Below are 19,213 nucleotides of genomic sequence, written 5' to 3'. Positions count from 1 at the left end.
AAACTATCATGGGGGAAATGATATCGGGTTGGCAACTGGAACAGTGGATGGAACAGGCTAATGCTGAATGTACCGCCCTGGGGATTTCCCCGAGTGAAATCCACTGGTTTCTCCAGGAGTTGGGAGGTTTAGACCGATTAACGCTACGTTTACAAACCTTCAAACAACAACCTGCAATTCCCCTGGGAGTTCCTTGGTCGGAATTGACCCAACTTTGGCAACGACGCCTAACGGAGCGTATCCCTTTGCAATACCTGTTGGGGAGAACTTACTGGCGCGATTTTGCCTTAAAGGTGTCTTCTGGGGTGCTGATTCCCCGTCCTGAAACGGAATTAATCATTGATTTAGCCGTATCTGCTATTGAGGATATTAATAATAATGGGGTTTGGGTGGATTTGGGCACTGGAAGCGGGGCGATCGCCCTGGGTTTAGCCGATAGTTTTCCAATGGCCGAAATTCATGGGGTAGATACCAGTTTAGAAGCCTTGGCGATCGCTGAATATAACGCTCAAACCACAGGTTTAGCTGATCGCATCCAATTCCATCACGGGTCTTGGTGGGAACCCCTAGAATTCCTACAAGGAAAACTAACCGGAATGGTCTCTAACCCTCCCTATATTCCTTCTGATATTATTCCAACTCTGCAACCAGAAGTAGCCCAACATGAACCCCTGTTAGCTTTAGATGGCGGTGATGATGGTTTGGATTCTATTCGCTATTTGGTTGAAACAGCCCCCCGTTATTTGCGCCCTGGAGGGGTTTGGATTGTGGAAATGATGGCCGGACAAGGAGAAAGGGTTGCCGGGTTGTTAGAGGCTCAAGGAAGTTACTCTGGGATTAAAATTATCCCTGACTTAGCGGGATTTGATCGTTTTGTTATAGCTTATTTGAATTGACTAAAGATCCAGCGGTTGAAACCGTGGCTACACAAACAAAAACCGCCTGCGCGGGTTTTAAACCTGCTTTTTGAGTTAACGCTATGGTTCAAATCCAGCGGTTGAAACCGTGGCTACACAAACAAAAACCGCCTGCGCGGGTTTTAAACCTGCTTTTTGAGTTAACGCTATGGTTCAAGTCTCTATTGATACTCTAATTGATATGGCAATTTCGGGTGAGGCGGTGGTGAGTTTCCCGACGGATACTGTCCCCGCTTTAGCTACCCGTCCTGATCGGGCGGAATTGATTTTTCAGACCAAACAACGTAGTTTAGATAAACCCTTAATCTTAATGGCCGCCACACCGGAAGCGTTATGGCCCTATGTGCAGGGGACGGTGGAAGAATTATCCGTTTGGCAAAAGACTGCTGACGAATATTGGCCCGGGGGCTTAACTTTGGTATTACCCGCTTCTGAGCAAGTGCCTCCGGCCATGAATCCGGCTGATCCGTCTACGATTGGGGTAAGGGTTCCCGATTGTGCGATCGCTCAATCTATTTTAGCCCGCACTGGCCCGATGGCAACCACGAGCGCCAATTTATCAGGACAACCGCCCCTGTTAACCATGGCTGAAATTAATCATCAATTTCCCAAGGTTTTGACGTTATTTTCGTCAGACTTTGATCCAATTATCCCTCAATCTACCTTACCTTCAACGGTGGCAAAATGGGAAAGCAATGGTCAATGGACAATCTTACGACATGGTAATTTATTAATCAGTTAACAGTTATCAGTTAACAGTTATCCGTAAATAAATAATACCAATCTGTTGATAAACTTCGAGCTTACAAACCGTTATTCAACTCTTGCACTAATAACTAATAAATGTTAACTAATAACTGATTCGGTGTTGACCAATAACTGATCAACTCTTACACTGATAACTGATCACTGATTACTGATAACTGAAATGGGTTGGAGCGAATTTTTATATTTCGGTTTTGGGTTAGGGTTAGGGGTTAGCCTAAATCAGCTATGGCGGGGAAAAGGAACAAAATCGCCCGACCCGGTTGGGACAGAAGACCGCTCCAAAGAGGTTGATTATCAACAGCAGGTGCAAACCCTCTCTTATCAATTGAAACAAACTCAACTTGCCTATCATTCGGCGGCGGAATTGAGTTTATTTAAAGCGGGGTTTTTGGCGCGGACGTCCCATGAGTTGCGATCGCCTTTGAGTAGCATGATTGGTACGTTACAACTAATTATCTCCGATCTGTGCGAAAACCCAGAGGAGGAGCGAGAATTTATCAATCTCGCCCACACATCGGCGTTAAAAATGGTGGGATTATTAGATCAAGTGATTTTTGTATCTAAAACCGAATATGGCACAGACACAATGGATATTCATGCCATTGAGTTAGCAAAAGTGATGGATGAGGTAGAAGATTTAACTTGTATGCAGGCGGCAAATCGTAGTATTAGATTAAACATTGATCCTCCTGATCAAGATATTTATGTGATGGCAGATTTACCCCGACTGCGACAAGTTTTAGTCAGTTTAGTTGATACTGCGATCGCTCAAATGAAAGAGGGAAGTGTGAATGTTTCTGCCCATCCTTCTCCCGAAACAGGATTTGTGCATATTTGGGTTGATGATCAACGTCCTATTAGTGCTTGGAGTGAGTCTTGGGATTTATTAAAATCTACATTAGATATTGATCAACCTCCATTTGAGCAAGGGACTTTATCCCCAGGAATGCGGCTGTTGATGAATCAAACTTTATTGAGTTTAATGAAGGGTCGTTTAGAAATTTTAGCGATTCCTTCTGAGGGAGAAGATTCTAATTTTAATCGGACTCAATGTTCGATTCCCTTAGCAAAACCCTAACGCAGTATTTTAGACAGTTTAAGCTCTAATTAAGTTATAATATTGGCAAACTCTAATCGTAACCTAATATGACTAAAACTCTTGATGTTACTGGCTTAACTTCTGAACAAATCGAGCAGATTTCTGGAATGATAGACACATTCAGAGCTATTAATAAACAGCAAAACCCATTGACAGAAGATCAACTATCAGAATTTGATCTAACTCCGTTGTTTTTTGAAAGTGAAATCCTTCAGCCATTTAATCGAAGTCTGCTTTATGGCAACAGCATCTAAACGAATTTATCTTGATACCAACATTCTCGCTTATGTTGCTAATACCAAAGCACCTCAACACAAGACTGCATTAGAAATATTTCGACCCTGTGAAACAGAAATTATCTGCGTTTCATCACAAGTTTTAGCAGAATTTTATTCCTATATTACAAATCCTGCTATCTTAGCAAAACCCTTAGAAACCAACAGAAGCTATTAAGCGCATTCAACGAATTTGTCAAATGCCTCATGTCCGCTTGCTCTCAACTCCTTTCGATCTTTTTGAAGGTTGGATGAGGTTATTGGAAGAACAACCTGTGACCAATGGAGGGATTTTTGACTTACTTCATATTGCCATTATGTTATCTCATCAAGTCACCAGTATTTACACTTTTAATGTCAAGGATTTTTCTTGGTGTTCCCAAATTAAAGTTATTGATCCTAGTCATCTTTAAAAAGTCCAAATAAATACTGGAATACTTAACCGAAAATACCTTTAAAAATTCAGTAGAGACGCTGCATTCAACGCCTCTACAAACAACAAATTAAAATCCCATGACTGTTGCAACAGCTTCCATTTCTGGTGCAATTCCGGCTTTGAATTTATTGTTGCTGTGAGTAATAGCCGTATCGGGATCTTTTAACCCATTTCCAGTTAACACACAAACAATTTTAATCCCCTCTGGAACCTGATCTTTCACTTTCAATAATCCGGCAACGGAGGCGGCACTAGCAGGCTCACAGAAAATTCCCTCCCCAGAAGCTAACAACCGATAGGCGTCGAGAATTTCGGCATCGGTGACAGCGTTAAAACTACCTTGACTGGCATCTTTAGCCGCCACCGCAAAGTCCCAACTCGCCGGATTTCCAATGCGGATAGCTGTTGCTAAGGTTTCGGGGTTTTCCACCGGATGGCCTAATACTAACGGTGCGGCTCCGGCGGCTTGAAATCCCATCATTTGGGGTAAACGAGAACATTTCCCAACAGAATGATATTGACAAAATCCCATCCAATAGGCACTAATATTCCCGGCATTGCCCACCGGAATACATAACCAGTCGGGGGCATCTCCCAGGGCATCTACCACCTCAAAGGCGGCGGTTTTTTGGCCTTCTAAACGATAGGGATTAACAGAATTAACTAACGTAATCGGGTAATGTTCGGCCATCTCCCGCACAATATTTAGTGCCTGATCAAAATTACCCTTAATCGCTAAGACTTCTGCCCCATATAATAACGCTTGGGCCAGTTTCCCTAACGCCACATAACCATCGGGAATTAAGACAAAGGCTTTCATCCCGGCTCGACGGGCATAGGCGGCGGCTGCTGCTGAAGTATTTCCGGTACTGGCACAGATGACGGCTTTGCTGCCTTCCTCTTTGGCTTTGGAAATCGCCATGGTCATGCCTCGGTCTTTGAAACTACCTGTGGGGTTGAGTCCGTCATATTTCACATAGACTTGCACCTGTTTGCCAATGATTTCGGCAATGGTTGGGGCCGGAATCAGGGGCGTGTTGCCTTCTTGTAGGGTGATAACGGGTGTCGATTCAGAAACAGGTAAATAGTTGCGGTAGGCTTCAATCAGACCAGGCCAGCACTTCAATGAGGACTGGGTTGTAGGCAAAGTCAACGTCATCTCGGTAGTAGTTAATAAACGAAAAATAATCCGGTTAAGGATTGACAAATAGACGGATTTATGATACTCAGGAATGCTCTTGACGGTTGGAATCTATAAACTTTATCAGTTGACAGGATCAGCCGTTGGGTGTATTCCTTAATTTAGTTTACCTTCTCGTTTACATTCCGTGAAAAAACTAATCAATTTTGATGTTTTTTTCTATGGGAGTAAACGTTCAGGGTAAAATATAGTTAAGATTTGTTGAGCTAACATTTTTAGATGTCAAATCAACTGCTGATGCCCACTCGTTCATCCACCGTATCTGGGACTCAAACCTTAGATGCCCCTTCAAGCCGGACTTCCGGTTCTGTTATGTCTAAGCCACTGACGATTGATACGATGAAAAATCTGTACAACGCCGATCAGCAAGTGAAGTTTCTGCATTTGCACGCTGAAGTTGAAACCTTGCTCCTAGAATTGCAAACTGTCAAGCAACAGCGCCAAGAAACAACCTCACCCGCAAAGACTTGTTGAGTTGTCCTCTAAGTTCCACTCCCCCGATCATCACTAGCTGGGTTTAGCAAAAACCGCTAAACACCCTAGCTTTTGATGGACTCCGTTTAGAGGCGGTTACCATCGGAGTCGGAGTTACATGGATAGATGGAAAGTGCCTGTTTGTCCCATGCAGGTCGGATTTTTCGTGTCAAATTAAGTAATTGATCAGACTACCCAAAAATTGGGAAGATAAAACCACACAACCTTAGTATTACCCTAGCCCCCAGTGCTGAGGGATTTGAAAGTTTAAAAAATTCTATGACATTATCCTCTGTTCAACCTCAAACCCTAGCATCTTCTGCTAGTTTTCCCTCGGATTTACGTTTAAAAGACATTATCAAAAGTCTCCCTCGGGAAGTTTTTCTTAAAGATCAGAAAAAAGCTTGGCTGACGGTTTTTATTAATGTTCTTCTGGTGGTTGCGGGTTATTTTGCGATCGCTTACTCTCCCTGGTTTCTTTTACCCTTGGCTTGGGTTTTTACCGGGACAGCTTTAACGGGTTTTTTCGTCATTGGTCATGACTGTGGACATCGTTCTTTTTCTGACCGTCGTTGGGTAAATGATTTAGTCGGTCATTTGACATTTCTTCCTTTAATTTATCCCTTTCATGGTTGGCGTTTAGGACATAATCACCATCATAAACATACTAATAAACTGACTGAAGATAATGCTTGGGAACCCTGGAAAATCGAAAATTATGAAGCATCCCCTAAAATTGTACAAATTGCTTATAAATTAACCCGAGCTAGACTTTGGTGGTTGGGTTCAATTTTGCATTGGGCAATTGTTAACTTTGATTGGCGCAAGTTTGAAGGGAAAGGAGAAGAACAGGTTAAATTTTCTGCTTTATTTGTGATTGGATGTGCGGCGATCGCATTTCCTACAATGATTTTTACTCTCGGAATTTGGGGCTTTGTTAAATTCTGGTTAATGCCTTGGTTAGTGTACCATTTTTGGATGAGTACCTTTACTATTGTTCACCATACTGCCCCCGATATTAAGTTTCAAGAACCCGAGGATTGGAATGAAGCCCTAGCCCAATTATCGGGAACAGTTTCACTGCAATTATCCGGCTTGGGTTGAGTTTTTCTGTCACGATATTAATGTTCACATTCCTCACCATATTTCTACGGCTATTCCTTCCTACAATTTACGGAAAGCCTATAAAATTATTCAAGACAATTGGGGTGAATATCTCTATCCTGAATGTGATTTTTCCTGGTCTTTAATGACTCATATCGTAGATCAGTGTCATTTATATGATACTGAAAATGCTTATGTTTCCTTTAAGGAATACAAGCAGTAATTAGATTTAGTAGTGAGTCCTAAAAAACTCAAATATAGAGAGTCCTGAAGGACTCACTACGGGTTATTCGGGTTGATTTGGGGTGAATATCATTACCCCAGATCCTTGATTTGTTTTATAGTTAATTTGTAGTTTACCTTCGGAATTAATCTGAAAAGTTTTAGTTTTTTCTAAAGCTGAGAGAAATTGATCTTCTTGCTTCATAATTTCTTCAGGACAGGCCATTTGAGTTCTCCCGGCTACACCAAATTTTAATTGCTCATCCTTGAGGGTGTAGGAGGCAAAATAACGGTTACAACTTGATGAACCACTAATTTGATTATTTTCAAATTGTAGGGTGATTTCCGTTTCATCTAGGGGCGTTTTGGTGGATTTTTCATTCCCCCAGGATACTAATTTCCAAGAGGTTCCACTGAGAGCATCAGAAGCTATAGAGGGGTTAATCATAGACAAAATGGATAGACTAGCAACGGATAGGGATAGGAGTAGTTTTTTCATAGGGGTCGGTTTATTTTTTAATTGTCCACAAGGGTAATTGTTGAGTTAATTGTAAACGAATATTGTCAATCCCGTTTTGAGCAAAAACATAGGTTTTATCTTGCCAAAGGGGAATATAAGGCACATCTTCGGCGAGCAGTTCTTGAATTTCCTGAAAGATTAATTTGCGAGTTTCTGGATTTTGTTCCTGCCGCTGTTGAGCAATTAATTGATTCATGCGATCGCTATAATAAAAAGAACCCTGATATTGACTAGAACCCTTGACACATCCAGTTTCAACGGAACCTTGACTACATTCTAAAAAGGGTTGAATATAGTTATCCGCATCAAGAAAATCCGCATACCAATCTAAGACAAAAGTGGGATAAATCCCCTCCTCTAAATATTTAAAGGCTGTAGTCGATTCTACACTATTAAGTTGTAATTTTAGTAACCCGCCTAAATCCCTATCTGCTAAGGCTTTTAAGGTTAATCCTAAAAACCCTTTATTAGATGAATTAGACGCATACCAAAGCTCAACGATGGCTGGATTTTCTGGCGTATATCCAGCTTGGGTTAAAAGTTGTTTGGCTTTTTCAATATTACCATCCCCGTACTTTAAATAAAAGGTGGGTTGATAATCGCTAAAGGTGGTAGGAATTAAACTAAACAGTTCTTCTCCTTGATTTTGTAATACCCGTTCATTAATAATAGAACGATTGATTAAAGCGGCTAGGGCTTGTCTAACTTCTATCCGATTTAATGGTTCTGATTTAACATTAATCAGGAGATAATTAATCGTATTTCCATTAGCAGAAATCACTTGCCAATTTCCCGCTTCTGCTCCTTTTTGTAAACTCGAAATTTGATCGGGATTTAAGGATAAATAGGCAATATCAACTGCACTACTTCTAAAAGCATTAAATAAATTAGAGGAACTGGAAAAACGTTGAATATCAACTCCGGCATTGGCGGGTTTTTCTCCCCAATATTGGTCAAAAGCATCGAGGCGAATGACATCAATTCCTAAAGACTTTAATTGATAAGGCCCGGTTCCGACAAATTCATTGGGTTTAAATTTACCTTCTCCAATTTCATAAAATTCGGGAGAAACTGCCGTAATTCCTGAAAATGCTAGGAGGGAAGGAAAGGCGGCAAAGGGTTTTTTAAGTTTAATCGTTAATTCATATTCTCCTATTGCTTGAACTGTATCTATTGTATCTGCTAATAAGGAGGAGGGAGACCCGGCATTTTGAATAAATCTTTTAATAGAAAACTCCATCGCGGCGGCGTTAAAAGGGGTTTGATCATGAAACAAAACGCCCTTTCTGATCGGAATAGTATAGGTTAATCCATCGGCACTCAGGGTGGGTAAAGCGGTGGCTAGTTTGGGTACAAGTTGATTGGTTCCTAGTTTATAATCATAGAGGCGATCGCCTAAATTATACAGGATATTTCCTGACATAACTTCATAGGCATCAGCCGGATCTAAGGTGCGGAGTTTTAAGGTTGTTCCAATAGTAATTCGTCCATTACCCGATGAGGATGAAGAGGAAGAATTAATCGTTTGATGAGAAGTACAACTAACAAGAATTAGACAAAATAAGCAAAATAAACTAATCCATTGGGTGAAAAATTTTCGGGAAAATAGATGCGGATTTTGTAATTGATTCCACAGGTTTACCATCGGTTAAAAATATTAAGGATAAATCTAATCTTTGATCATAGCATTTTGCAACCCCATAAGCGAGATGCAGTGCGAGCGTCCTCGCTCGCTAAGTTTTAGAATACTGCTAAGTACCTAAACAAAATTAATTACAAATCCTCTGACCTGTTCCCTGTTCCCAGATCCGGTGTTCCCTCTCCCAACTAGGTAATTTATTTTGCACAAGCACTTATATTTTATTGAATTACCCGTCAAGTTTCCGAATCCGAATTTTTATCTTTTTCTTCCTCAATAATCACCATTCCAGGTTGTAGGGGGATATCGGTTGGAGGAATTACTAAGGTATCACCCACTTTCAAACCGGATTTAACTTCAACTTTAGTTAAATCTTTTAGTCCCAGGGTTACGGGTTGTTTTTGAACTTGATTATTTGCGTCTAATTTCCAGACAAAAGACGATTTTCCTTGGGATTGAATTAATTCTGTATTGACCGCAATCACATCTTTTTGTTGTTCTAAAATGATCTCAACACTCACCTGACCCCCTGGAATTAATGCCTGGGTTGGTTGATCCAATCTTACCGTAGCAGGAACGGTGACTTGACCGGATGAACTGCTAGATTGGCTGCTATTCGTATTTTCAGAGACCGCTTGTCGATTGACCCGTTCGACCCGCCCGGAAAATGGTTTTGAATCAGGGCCAATAATTGTAATTCGAGCGACTTGATTCGGTTTAACTTGAGCCGCATTCAGGGTCGATAACCGAAGTAGAACCAGTTCTTGATTTGGATCTCCAATTGTAATTAAATCACTTCCTCGAATAATTCCATCCCCTGGTTTAATATTAATATTTAGTACGACTCCATCCAAGGGAGAAATGACAAGATTATTCTGTAAATTTGATTCTTGTTCTTTATATTCTACTTTGAGTCGCTGAAGTTCACTTAAACTTTTTTGAAATTCAGATTGAACTTGTTGGAGTTCGATTTTAGCAGTTAAGATATCATTGGTGGGATCTGTGATTGGTTCAAATTTATTTTTACTGGTTTCCAGGTCAAGAATCGCATTTTTCAAGGCTAATTGTTCATTTTTTAAACTTGCTTCTTTTGACCGAATATCTGCTTTCTTTCCATCTAATTCTGTTTCTGGAATAAACCCTTTTTCCAAGAGATTATTTGATTTATTTAACTCCGCTTCTGCGACGGTTAAATCTTCTTTTGCTTCAATAACTTTCTGTTGTTGACGTTCCAATTGCGCTTGGTTCTTTTGAATTTCAATCCTTTGAGTGATTTGTTGAGATTTAACTTGCTTTCGATACTTCTCTAACTCATCTTTATAATTAATTTCGGAGTTTTTTAATTTGATTTTTGCTTCTTCTACTTTTTGGCGATTTCGTTCTATTTCAAGTTCTTGTTGCTGAATCCCTAATTGCTTTTGCAGTAAGGAATTTTCCCCGGCGGTAGATCTCAAAAGAATTAAATTTTGCCCCCGAATAATCGGATCGCCTACCTTAACAAAAATCTGCTCCACCGCACTATCAGCAGGGGATTTAATTGTTCGTTGCCCACCTAATTCAACGGTTCCCCCTTCACTAATTTTGTTTTCAACCGTTCCCAATTCCACTTTTTGTAACTCAGCAGGAACCCCTTCTGCATCCTTTTTTTGTAGTTTATAATACAAAGCAATACCCGCTAAACTGACTCCAGTTAATAGAGTCATCACCACTAACCATTTAACTCCCCGTTGATAGGCTCTTTTTGCTTGGTAATCTAGGGTTGACACAGATTTCTAACATCCTCCTTATAAGTTGAAACAGGGGACACCATCATTATATCCTAAAAGGATGAATAGGTTTGTTTTAGACGGACAATTAATCGTTAATTTTTATTGTGTATCGTGAAGATTTATATAATTTAATCAAGTGATTATAAAACAAGAAAAAACTTAGTTTTAGGTGGGATATAATCAATCAATACGATAGGTCAATGCCACCAAAACAGTTTATTCTAAAATCTGCCTAATGTTCATAACTTAGAGAATAAAATGGAGAAGTCAAGATGTATACATATGTAAAATCTCAGAGTACAGTTCTCGCTGTTGATGATAGCATTCCTGTGCAAAAACTGGTTAAACGGATTTTGGAAAAACACTATCAGCTAGTTTTTGCAAACAATACCACTGAGGCTTTAGCGGTACTCCATCAGCAGTCCATTGACTTAATGCTTTTAGATATCTCTATGCCCGGAATGGATGGTTTAGAACTGTGTCGAGTTTTGCGAGGATTACCCAATTTTAATCATCTCCCGATTGTGATGCTCACCTCCCGGAATGGGGCTCAGGATCGGGTGGAGGGTCGGTTATCCGGGGCAACGGAATATTTGACTAAACCTTTCTCTGAAGAAGAACTGCTGCATACGATTGAAAAAATTTTGAATCAGACAGTCAGTCTAATGTCTGAATTCTAATGGATTTTGGGAATATTTAGATTAGTTACTATAACACTCGAGAATCGGAAAACCCAAAGAAACGATATAATTTCTTTAGGTTTTCCGATGCGCCTTTAACGATGACAAGCATAATTCCACAGGGTGAGCAGAATCAAGTAGATCTGCATCAGATCGCCGATAATTTGCCGGGAGTGATTTATCAATCGTTGCTACACCCTGATGGTGCTCAAGAGTATTTATATATTAGTCCTAGTTGCCGAAGAATTTACGAGCGAGAACCCGATGAAATTCAGCATCATGCCGCTTTAATGTGGGGATGGATGAATGATCGGGATCAATGGGTTTTTACTCAATCCCTTGTAACCTGTGCTCAAAAATTAATTCCCTGGCAACGACAATGGCAATATCAAACTCCATCGGGACAGATCAAATATTTATCTGCGATCGCCCAACCTTGTCCTCAACCCAATGGCGATCTAATTTTTGATGGATTAATTTTAGAAATTCCACCCCCAACCCTTGATAATTGTTGTCCCTGTTATCCTAAAACCTGCGAGATTGAACCTATTACAACCCATGAAATTGAACAGGTTTTAACTTGGTTTGACCCCTCAGATCATTTAATAGAACCGGAAAAAACTGAAGCAGTTGTAGAAGAACAAGAGGAATTTTTAAGAAATATTTATAACGGCGTAGAACAGGTTATTTTTGTTGTTGCAGTTTTTCATGAAAAGAACTTTCGATGTTTAGGTTGGAATCCCAAAACCGAACAAATAACGGGACGGAAATCTGCTGAGGTTTATGGAAAAACCTTTACAGAAATTTTCGGTTTGGTGGAAGGGGAAAAAGTTCTACAACATTATCGAGATTGTGTTCAGGCTAAAACCTCAATTCAATATGAAGAAGAAATTTGGTTTGAAGAAAAACAAACCTTTTCTTTAACCACCCTCAATCCCATTTTAGATCCCAGAGGAAAAATCTATCGAATTATCGGGACTTCTTTGGATATCACCGCCAGAAAAAACGCAGAAATAGCATTACAAAAGTCACAAATCCGCTTCCAACAATTAGCAGAAAATGTCCCCGGTGTTACCTATCAATATCATCAATATAATCATCAAGGACAGGGCTGTTTTACCTATTTAAGCCCGAAATGTTTAGAATTAACTGAAATTAGACCCGAAGTTATTTTAAAAAATGCTGATTTCTTGTGGAAACTGATTCATCCTGATGATCTAAATAGCTTTGTAGATTCCATGGCCCAAGCTGTAGATACGGGAAAACCTTGGCAACATCAATACCGTTTAATTACTCCTTCGGGTAAGATTAAGTGGATTCAAGCCGGAGGCAGTTTAGGGAAACAACCGGATGGATCAATTGTTTGGGATGGTTTGCTTTTAGATATTAGCGATCGCAAACAAACTGAAGCAGCTTGGCAAAATTCAGAACAACAATTGCGGGAATTAGCCGAACGAGAAAAGATGCAAAATTGCATCGGTAATTTGATTAGAAATTCCCTAGATTGGAATACAATTTTAGAAACAACAGTACAAGAAATTCGTCAATTATTAGGAATTGATCGCTGTTATTTTGTTGGATATCACTCCGAATTAGATCCTCCAGAATGGGAAATCCTCAAGGAATCCAAAGCCTCGAATTTAGTCAGTATTTCTGAAATGTATCCCGGGGATGCCCTACACCCGATTAGTGAGATGGTTTTACAGGGAAAAATGATCCAAATTGATCAAGTAATTACCTGTGAGATTTCATCTATTAGGAATTTTTTAATGGTTTTAGAATTGGAATCGGTTTTAATTTTCCCGTTAAAAATTCAATCTGGTGATATTGGAGCTTTAGTATTAGCCCATTCTCAGGAGCCTCGACCTTGGAAACCTCAAGAAGTCGAACTTTTGCGCTCTGTTATCAATCAATTAGAAATCGCAATTAATCAAGCAAAACTCTATACAAAATCCCAAGAATCTGCTATAATTGCAACAGCAAAAACCCAAGAATTAGAACAAACAGTTTCTAAATTGCAACAAGCTCAAATGCAATTAGTTCATTCAGAAAAAATGTCAAGTTTAGGACAAATGGTTGCCGGAATTGCCCACGAAATTAATAACCCTGTGAGCTTTATTTTTGGGAATCTCACCTATGCTAAAGAATATCTGGATGATTTATTTTCCGTGATTAAACTATATCAAAAACACTATCCCCATCCTGACTTAGAAATAGAAGAAAAATTAGAAGCAGTCGAGCTAGATTTTATTGCAGAAGATCTCCCCCAATTATTAAATTCAATGAAAACTGGGGCGGAGCGAATTAGAGATATTGTTAAATCCTTGAGAATTTTTTCTCGTTTAGATGAATCAGAACTAAAAAATATTGATTTACATGAAAACTTAGACAGTACCTTAATGTTGTTAGAAAGTCGTCTCAAAGAACAACCCCATCATCCGGCAATTCAAGTGATTAAACAATATGGAAACTTACCTTTTGTTGAATGCTATGCCGGGGAACTAAATCAAGTTTTTATGAATTTATTGGCTAATGCCATTGACGCTGTAGAACAACGCAATAAACAGCGATCATTAAAGGAAATTATTGCTGATCCGGGTGTAATTTGGATTACGACCTCATTAACAGATTCCCAGCGCGTACAAATTAGAATTGCTGATAATGGAATTGGAATGTCCGCCGAGGTTTTAGCGAAAATTTTTGATCCATTTTTCACCACTAAAGATGTGGGTTTAGGAACGGGTTTAGGACTATCTACCAGTTATAAAATTATTGTTGAAAAACATAGAGGTCAATTATCCTGTATTTCAGAAGTGGGGTTAGGGACAGAATTTGTCATCGAGATCCCTACAGCACAATCTATGACTGACTAACGGGCTGAGAATTTTGTGTTAATGGGACGCTTTAAAACAGGGAGAATTTTGTTATGTTCTTAACTGTCGGCAAATGGGAAAATCCTCCTTACGGGTTCAAACGTCTCACCTTTGCCCTTTTAGGGGTAACAACTCCTTTCAAATAATTCCTCTTATCTCAATAAATCCTCAATTAAAGTTACTAAATTATCATCGATTTCTAAAGGTGAAATTAACTCAAATTCAACGGTGGGGAATTCTTGAGAAAATTTTTGCAGGGATTGGGCGATCGCATCTTTTATTCCACCAGAAAACATAAAATAAGGGATAATTCCAATTCGGTGAACTCCCGATGCAGTTAATGCTTGAATTTGAGTTTCTAAATTCAAAGAAACTGACCAATAGGCAGGAATTGCCCCGATTTGAGTTGCTAACTGTTCAATGGGTTGATTCCCCCCAGGATGGCGACTTCCATGGGCTATTAAAATCCAATTTTCGATCTCAACCCTTGCCATTTTTGTTGCGATCCAATCGGCTAAAAGGTTGATTTGAGAACCGAAATAAGGTAATAAATTCAGTTGAATTTCTGCTCCGAGTTGTTCCTGAGCAATCGCAACTTCTTCGGGTAAATCGGTGTTAACATGAACGCCTGACGAGAGAAATAACGGTAAAATTTGAACTTGAGAATATCCCCAAGATTGACTTAACTTGGCAAAGTTTTGAATCTGTTGATGCAGAGGAAGGGGAGCTAATTCCAAAGTTGCAGTTCCAACGGAAGAACAACCTGAACGTTCCCCTAAGCGTTTAGCCAATTGATTTAAGGCTTCTTGGGGACGAGGATCACGGCTACCGTGAGCAACGAGCAAAGATGTGGATAGCAAGGGTTAGGGTTAATCCTGAATGTGCAGTTAACGATTGATATTGTATCGAAAATTGATCAACTTCAGGAGTTTGGGAATAGAAAACACAAACCAAAATAAATTTTTTTTAAAAAAGTTGCTGATAATTTTGTGATTCCAAAACAATCAACTACATATCAACTAATTTCACCCAACCGCGGCGGACATTGTAAAGTAGTCGATTAATAATTGCTTGTTCGTCTTCAGTTAAACTATCCCCTAAAATGGCGGATCTTAGATGTTGGCGATCGCTACGGGTCACCACACTAGAAAACATAATTTGACCAAAAAGCTCCTCAAGGGGTACGGGACAGTATGCCATCATGGATCACCTCTACTTAGAATGGCTTGCTCAAAGATGAAAGTTCGTGAGCTTGTATAGATTAATTATGAACTTTTTGTACAGAATATTAAGTGATTCAAAGCTATGTAAATTTGTGATTAATCTGGATAACTGTTGTGATTTGAGTCAATGTGCATCCAAACCCAGCCATAAAGAGGGTTTGGAGACCAAACCCCTACGATAAAATACTACAACCTACAAACATTTTTCTAAGGTAGCCACCACCGATTGGGATAAACTCGGCAAATCATAGCCCCCCTCAAGTCCAAAGACAATTTTAGAAGTAAGTTGTAGACAATATTCGGTAAATATTCCATAGTCTTCAGGTTGTAGAGAAATACTAGCTAAGGGATCATCTCGGTTAGCATCGTACCCCGCACTCACGATCAGCAAATCCGGCTCAAACTGCCGTAAAAAGGGCATAATATAACCTTCAAAAGCAGGTTTATATAACCCCATTGTGCTGCCCGGAGACATGGGAATATTCAGAACATTGTTGTGAGAGCCACGTTCATCAGCATATCCCGTCCCCGGATAACAGGGAGATTGATGTAAAGAACAGTAAGCAATCCGAGGATTATCTTCCACTAACTCTTGAGTTCCATTGCCGTGATGGACGTCCCAATCTAAAATTGCCACTTTCTCAATTCCTGGCTTTTTGAGCGCGTAATAAGCCGCGATCGCCGCATTCGACAATAAACAAAATCCCATACCCCGATCCGATTCAGCATGATGTCCGGGGGGACGAGCTAAAACAAAAACCGGACGTCCCCTATCCAAAACCCGATCCACCCCATCCAACCAAGCACTCACCGCCAAAAGTGCCACATCATAACTTTCCGCCGACATGGGGGTGTCCCCATCTAAATATCCCCCTCCCTGATCTGAGATCGCTTTCACCTGCTGAATATGGGCAGGAGTATGTACTGTTTCCAAAAGCTTGATTAAAGATTCCAGGCGATCGGCTACCGGAGTCGGCTGTTCCCACCGTAACTGTTCTGTCCAAGGTACGGATTTGAGGGCGTTTACAATTGCCGTTAAACGTTCTGGCCGTTCGGGATGGAACAATCCCGTCTTATGGTTGAGGAATTCGTCAGAATAAATAACTGTTAGCATTTGTCAAGAGTTTTTTCAATTTTAAATCCCAGATTTTACCCCCAATCAGAAGGCAAATTATGGTAGAATTTTAGGCATTAGTCACTGATTTTAGAACCCCCACCGAAAGGGATTTTTTTTCTATTAATATTTTCGGTTAAATGTGACTAATTTTAAATTGTAATGGAGTTTTTGAAGGTATGAGTACCTCTGAGTCGAGAATTGTCCCGACGGATCTGAGAAATGAAATGCAGCAGTCCTACCTGGAATACGCCATGAGCGTGATTGTAGGGCGAGCGCTGCCAGATGCACGGGATGGTTTGAAACCCGTTCACCGTCGGATCTTATACGCGATGAACGAACTGGGCTTAACCCCCGATCGGCCCTTCCGTAAATGCGCCCGTGTGGTGGGGGAGGTACTCGGTAAATATCACCCCCATGGGGATGTGGCCGTTTATGACGCCTTGGTGCGGATGGCACAGGACTTTTCCATGCGATCGCCCTTAATCAACGGCCATGGTAACTTTGGCTCGGTTGATAACGATCCCCCAGCGGCTATGCGGTATACCGAATGCCGTCTACAGGCCCTCACCAGTGATTCCCTCCTGCGAGATATCGATTCAGAAACCGTTGCTTTTGGCGATAACTTTGATGGATCTCAACAGGAACCCTTAGTTTTACCCGCACGAATTCCCCAATTACTATTAAATGGATCTTCGGGAATTGCTGTGGGAATGGCGACCAATATTCCCCCCCACAATTTAGGAGAATTAATCGATGGTTTAGTGGCATTAATTCATAATCCCGAGATTACCATAGCCGAATTAATGCGCCATATTCCCGGCCCAGATTTTCCCACCGGAGCACAAATTTTAGGGACATCTGGCATTAAAGAAGCCTATAACGATGGTCGGGGTTCGATTACCATGCGCGGCATTGCTACCATTGAAACCATCGAACATAAAGGTAGACCCGATCGAGAAGCAATTATTGTCACCCAACTGCCTTATCAAACCAATAAAGCGGCGATGATTGAACGCATTGCCGAAATGGTGAATGATAAGAAATTAGAGGGAATTTCCGATATTCGGGATGAAAGCGATCGGGATGGAATGCGGATCGTGATTGAACTGAAACGGGATGCTTACCCCAGAGTTATCCTCAATAACCTCTACAAACAAACGCCCCTACAAACCAATTTTGGGGCGAATATGTTAGCCCTAGTTAATGGTCGTCCCGAAATTCTCACCCTGAAACGCTTCTTAGAAGTATTCCTGCATTTCCGAGAACAAACTATCCGCAAACGCACGGAATATGAACTGAGAAAAGCCCAAGAACGGGATCATCTTTTACTGGGTTTATTAATTGCCTTAGACAATTTAGACGCAATTATTGCCTTGATTCGTCATGCGGCGGATATTCCCATCGCCAAACAAGAATTAATGACCAACTATGGCTTATCTGAACAACAAGCCGATGCAATTTTACAAATGCAATTGCGACGGTTGACCGCTTTAGAATCCCAAAAAATTGACCAAGAACACCAAGAATTACAAATCAAAATTACTGATTTAGAGGATATTTTAGCCCGACGAGAAAGAATTTTAGTAATCGTTGAAGATGAAGCCCTAGAAATTAAACAAAAGTTCAATACCCCCCGCCGTACTATTATTGAACATACCGAGGGAGAGTTAGAAGATACGGATTTAATCGCCAATGAAAAAGCCTTGATTCTATTAACAGAACAGGGCTATATGAAGCGAATGCCTGTTAATACCTTTGCCGCCCAAAGTCGAGCCACAAAAGGCAAACAAGGCACAAAAATGAAAGAGGATGATGGGGTTGAACACTTTATCACCTGTTGCGACCATGACACGGTTTTATTCTTTAGTAATCGTGGGGTAGTTTACAGTATTAGAGCCTATCAAATCCCGGCTTCATCCCGCACGGCGCGAGGAGTTCCCATTATTCAAATGTTACCCATTCCCAAGGAAGAACGGATCACATCTATTGTTCACGTTAGCGAATTTAGCGATGATGAATACTTAGTGATGTTAACTAAAGGCGGATTTATTAAGAAAACTCAACTCTCCGCCTTTAGTAATATTAGAACTAATGGTTTAATCGCCATTTCCTTAGAGGAAGGAGACGAATTACGCTGGGTCAGACGGGCAAAAGTTGACGATGGTATTATCATTGGTTCCCGTCACGGCATGGCGATTCATTTTAAAGCTAATAATAAACAATTGCGACCCTTGGGACGGGCAACCAGGGGGGTTAAATCCATGAAATTGAAAGGGGATGATACCTTAATCAGTATGGATATTTTGCCTAGTGCAATTATTTCTAATTTTGTTGAAGCGGAGGGAGAAGAAATTGAAACCGATGACGAGTTAGTGCTCACAACGGTAGAAACGACCGAGGAAGAAAACGAACTCACACCCGCAGAAACCACCGAAGAAAATGAAACAGAAACTGAAGTTGTAGCGGAGGTCAATTCTCTGGGACTATCGGTTTTAGTCATAACTGCTAGTGGTTATGGAAAACGGGTTCCGGTGTCCCAATTCCGCCTCCAAAATCGCGCAGGAAAGGGGATTATTGCCACCAAGTTTAAACCCCATGCTAAAAAGGATGAAGTTGTGGCTTTAAAAGTCGTGGATGAAACCCACGAATTAATGTTAATTAGCAGTCGAGGGATTATTATTCGTCAAGTCGTGAATGCCATTCCCCTGCAATCTCGAAGTGCTACCGGGGTTCGGGTTCAACGATTATACGAGGAAGATTCCATTGCTGCGGTGGCCATTGTTCCCGCTTCTGGGGAAGAAGACGTGGAAAGTCTATCCAATGCTGAAGAATCTGGAGAATCTGGGGAGTCTGGAGAAGAAGAATAAAAAATAACCCCCTTTCCCTCCGAAACCTC

The 19,213-nt window shown here is 40.6% G+C and carries 17 protein-coding genes and 1 pseudogene; 11 read left to right on the top strand and 7 right to left on the bottom strand.

Going from position 1 to position 19,213, the window contains the following annotated elements:
• Positions 1-8 precede the first annotated feature (8 nt).
• The 6 genes from prmC to AC2D3N_RS16645 all read left to right on the top strand — a co-directional run bounded on the left by prmC (position 9) and on the right by AC2D3N_RS16645 (position 3,472).
• Positions 9-896 (top strand): peptide chain release factor N(5)-glutamine methyltransferase, encoded by an 888-nt coding sequence (gene prmC / locus AC2D3N_RS16670; protein ID WP_484691533.1) that lies wholly within the window; start codon positions 9-11, stop codon positions 894-896.
• A 169-nt stretch (positions 897-1,065) separates the two neighbouring features.
• Positions 1,066-1,659: an L-threonylcarbamoyladenylate synthase gene (locus AC2D3N_RS16665; protein WP_484691532.1), complete on the top strand. Its 594-nt coding sequence runs from the start codon at positions 1,066-1,068 to the stop codon at positions 1,657-1,659.
• A 186-nt stretch (positions 1,660-1,845) separates the two neighbouring features.
• Positions 1,846-2,763 carry a sensor histidine kinase gene (locus tag AC2D3N_RS16660; RefSeq protein ID WP_079678213.1) on the top strand — a complete coding sequence of 306 codons (918 nt, stop codon included), beginning with the start codon at positions 1,846-1,848 and terminating at the stop codon, positions 2,761-2,763.
• Positions 2,764-2,831: 68 nt separating this feature from the next.
• Positions 2,832-3,038, top strand: coding sequence for a hypothetical protein (locus tag AC2D3N_RS16655; RefSeq protein WP_484691531.1), 207 nt, complete (start codon positions 2,832-2,834; stop codon positions 3,036-3,038).
• A complete protein-coding gene (locus tag AC2D3N_RS16650; protein ID WP_484691530.1) occupies positions 3,022-3,237 on the top strand; it encodes a type II toxin-antitoxin system VapC family toxin in 216 nt (71 codons plus the stop codon). The genes AC2D3N_RS16655 and AC2D3N_RS16650 overlap by 17 nt, the downstream gene beginning before the upstream one ends.
• 22 nt (positions 3,238-3,259) lie before the next feature.
• On the top strand, positions 3,260-3,472 hold the full coding sequence (locus AC2D3N_RS16645) for a type II toxin-antitoxin system VapC family toxin (protein ID WP_484691529.1): 213 nt from the start codon (positions 3,260-3,262) through the stop codon (positions 3,470-3,472).
• A gap of 90 nt (positions 3,473-3,562) precedes the next feature.
• On the opposite strand, the gene thrC is transcribed toward AC2D3N_RS16645, so the two are convergent.
• Positions 3,563-4,654 (bottom strand): threonine synthase, encoded by a 1,092-nt coding sequence (gene thrC, locus AC2D3N_RS16640; RefSeq protein ID WP_079678216.1) that lies wholly within the window; start codon positions 4,652-4,654, stop codon positions 3,563-3,565.
• A 261-nt stretch (positions 4,655-4,915) separates the two neighbouring features.
• On the opposite strand from thrC, the gene AC2D3N_RS16635 reads away from it, so the two are divergent.
• Both AC2D3N_RS16635 and AC2D3N_RS16630 read left to right on the top strand, forming a co-directional pair.
• Entirely contained in the window at positions 4,916-5,170 is a 255-nt protein-coding gene (locus tag AC2D3N_RS16635; RefSeq protein ID WP_079678217.1) for a hypothetical protein, read from the top strand.
• 279 nt (positions 5,171-5,449) lie between these two features.
• Positions 5,450-6,497, top strand: a pseudogene (locus AC2D3N_RS16630) (fatty acid desaturase).
• Positions 6,498-6,560: 63 nt separating this feature from the next.
• Here the strand turns inward: AC2D3N_RS16630 and AC2D3N_RS16625 are convergent.
• The 3 genes from AC2D3N_RS16625 to AC2D3N_RS16615 all read right to left on the bottom strand — a co-directional run bounded on the left by AC2D3N_RS16625 (position 6,561) and on the right by AC2D3N_RS16615 (position 10,421).
• Entirely contained in the window at positions 6,561-6,995 is a 435-nt protein-coding gene (locus AC2D3N_RS16625; protein ID WP_484691528.1) for an META domain-containing protein, read from the bottom strand.
• A gap of 10 nt (positions 6,996-7,005) precedes the next feature.
• Positions 7,006-8,661 carry an ABC transporter substrate-binding protein gene (locus tag AC2D3N_RS16620; RefSeq protein WP_079678220.1) on the bottom strand — a complete coding sequence of 552 codons (1,656 nt, stop codon included), beginning with the start codon at positions 8,659-8,661 and terminating at the stop codon, positions 7,006-7,008.
• 230 nt (positions 8,662-8,891) lie between these two features.
• Positions 8,892-10,421, bottom strand: coding sequence for a permuted SH3 domain-containing protein (locus AC2D3N_RS16615; protein WP_484691527.1), 1,530 nt, complete (start codon positions 10,419-10,421; stop codon positions 8,892-8,894).
• A gap of 275 nt (positions 10,422-10,696) precedes the next feature.
• On the opposite strand from AC2D3N_RS16615, the gene AC2D3N_RS16610 reads away from it, so the two are divergent.
• Both AC2D3N_RS16610 and AC2D3N_RS16605 read left to right on the top strand, forming a co-directional pair.
• Complete coding sequence (locus AC2D3N_RS16610; RefSeq protein WP_484691526.1) at positions 10,697-11,104, top strand: response regulator; 408 nt, start codon at positions 10,697-10,699, stop codon at positions 11,102-11,104.
• A gap of 101 nt (positions 11,105-11,205) precedes the next feature.
• Positions 11,206-13,977, top strand: coding sequence for a PAS domain-containing sensor histidine kinase (locus tag AC2D3N_RS16605; protein WP_484691525.1), 2,772 nt, complete (start codon positions 11,206-11,208; stop codon positions 13,975-13,977).
• Positions 13,978-14,129: 152 nt separating this feature from the next.
• Here AC2D3N_RS16605 and AC2D3N_RS16600 read toward each other — a convergent pair whose 3' ends face one another.
• From AC2D3N_RS16600 to AC2D3N_RS16590, 3 genes are all read right to left on the bottom strand, one after another.
• Positions 14,130-14,837: a sirohydrochlorin chelatase gene (locus AC2D3N_RS16600; RefSeq protein ID WP_484691524.1), complete on the bottom strand. Its 708-nt coding sequence runs from the start codon at positions 14,835-14,837 to the stop codon at positions 14,130-14,132.
• A gap of 148 nt (positions 14,838-14,985) precedes the next feature.
• Positions 14,986-15,177 (bottom strand): hypothetical protein, encoded by a 192-nt coding sequence (locus AC2D3N_RS16595; protein WP_079678225.1) that lies wholly within the window; start codon positions 15,175-15,177, stop codon positions 14,986-14,988.
• A 216-nt stretch (positions 15,178-15,393) separates the two neighbouring features.
• Positions 15,394-16,314 (bottom strand): histone deacetylase family protein, encoded by a 921-nt coding sequence (locus AC2D3N_RS16590; protein ID WP_079678226.1) that lies wholly within the window; start codon positions 16,312-16,314, stop codon positions 15,394-15,396.
• 179 nt (positions 16,315-16,493) lie between these two features.
• Here AC2D3N_RS16590 and gyrA point away from each other — a divergent pair, with 179 nt between their 5' ends.
• Positions 16,494-19,184: a DNA gyrase subunit A gene (gene gyrA, locus AC2D3N_RS16585; RefSeq protein ID WP_484691523.1), complete on the top strand. Its 2,691-nt coding sequence runs from the start codon at positions 16,494-16,496 to the stop codon at positions 19,182-19,184.
• Positions 19,185-19,213: the final 29 nt, after the last annotated feature.

The sequence above is a fragment of the Planktothrix sp. PLAVEN19ND genome, from assembly GCF_057220675.1.
The sequence above is the reverse complement of the archived record's forward strand: the minus strand, read 5'-3'. Positions and strand labels throughout refer to the sequence as shown.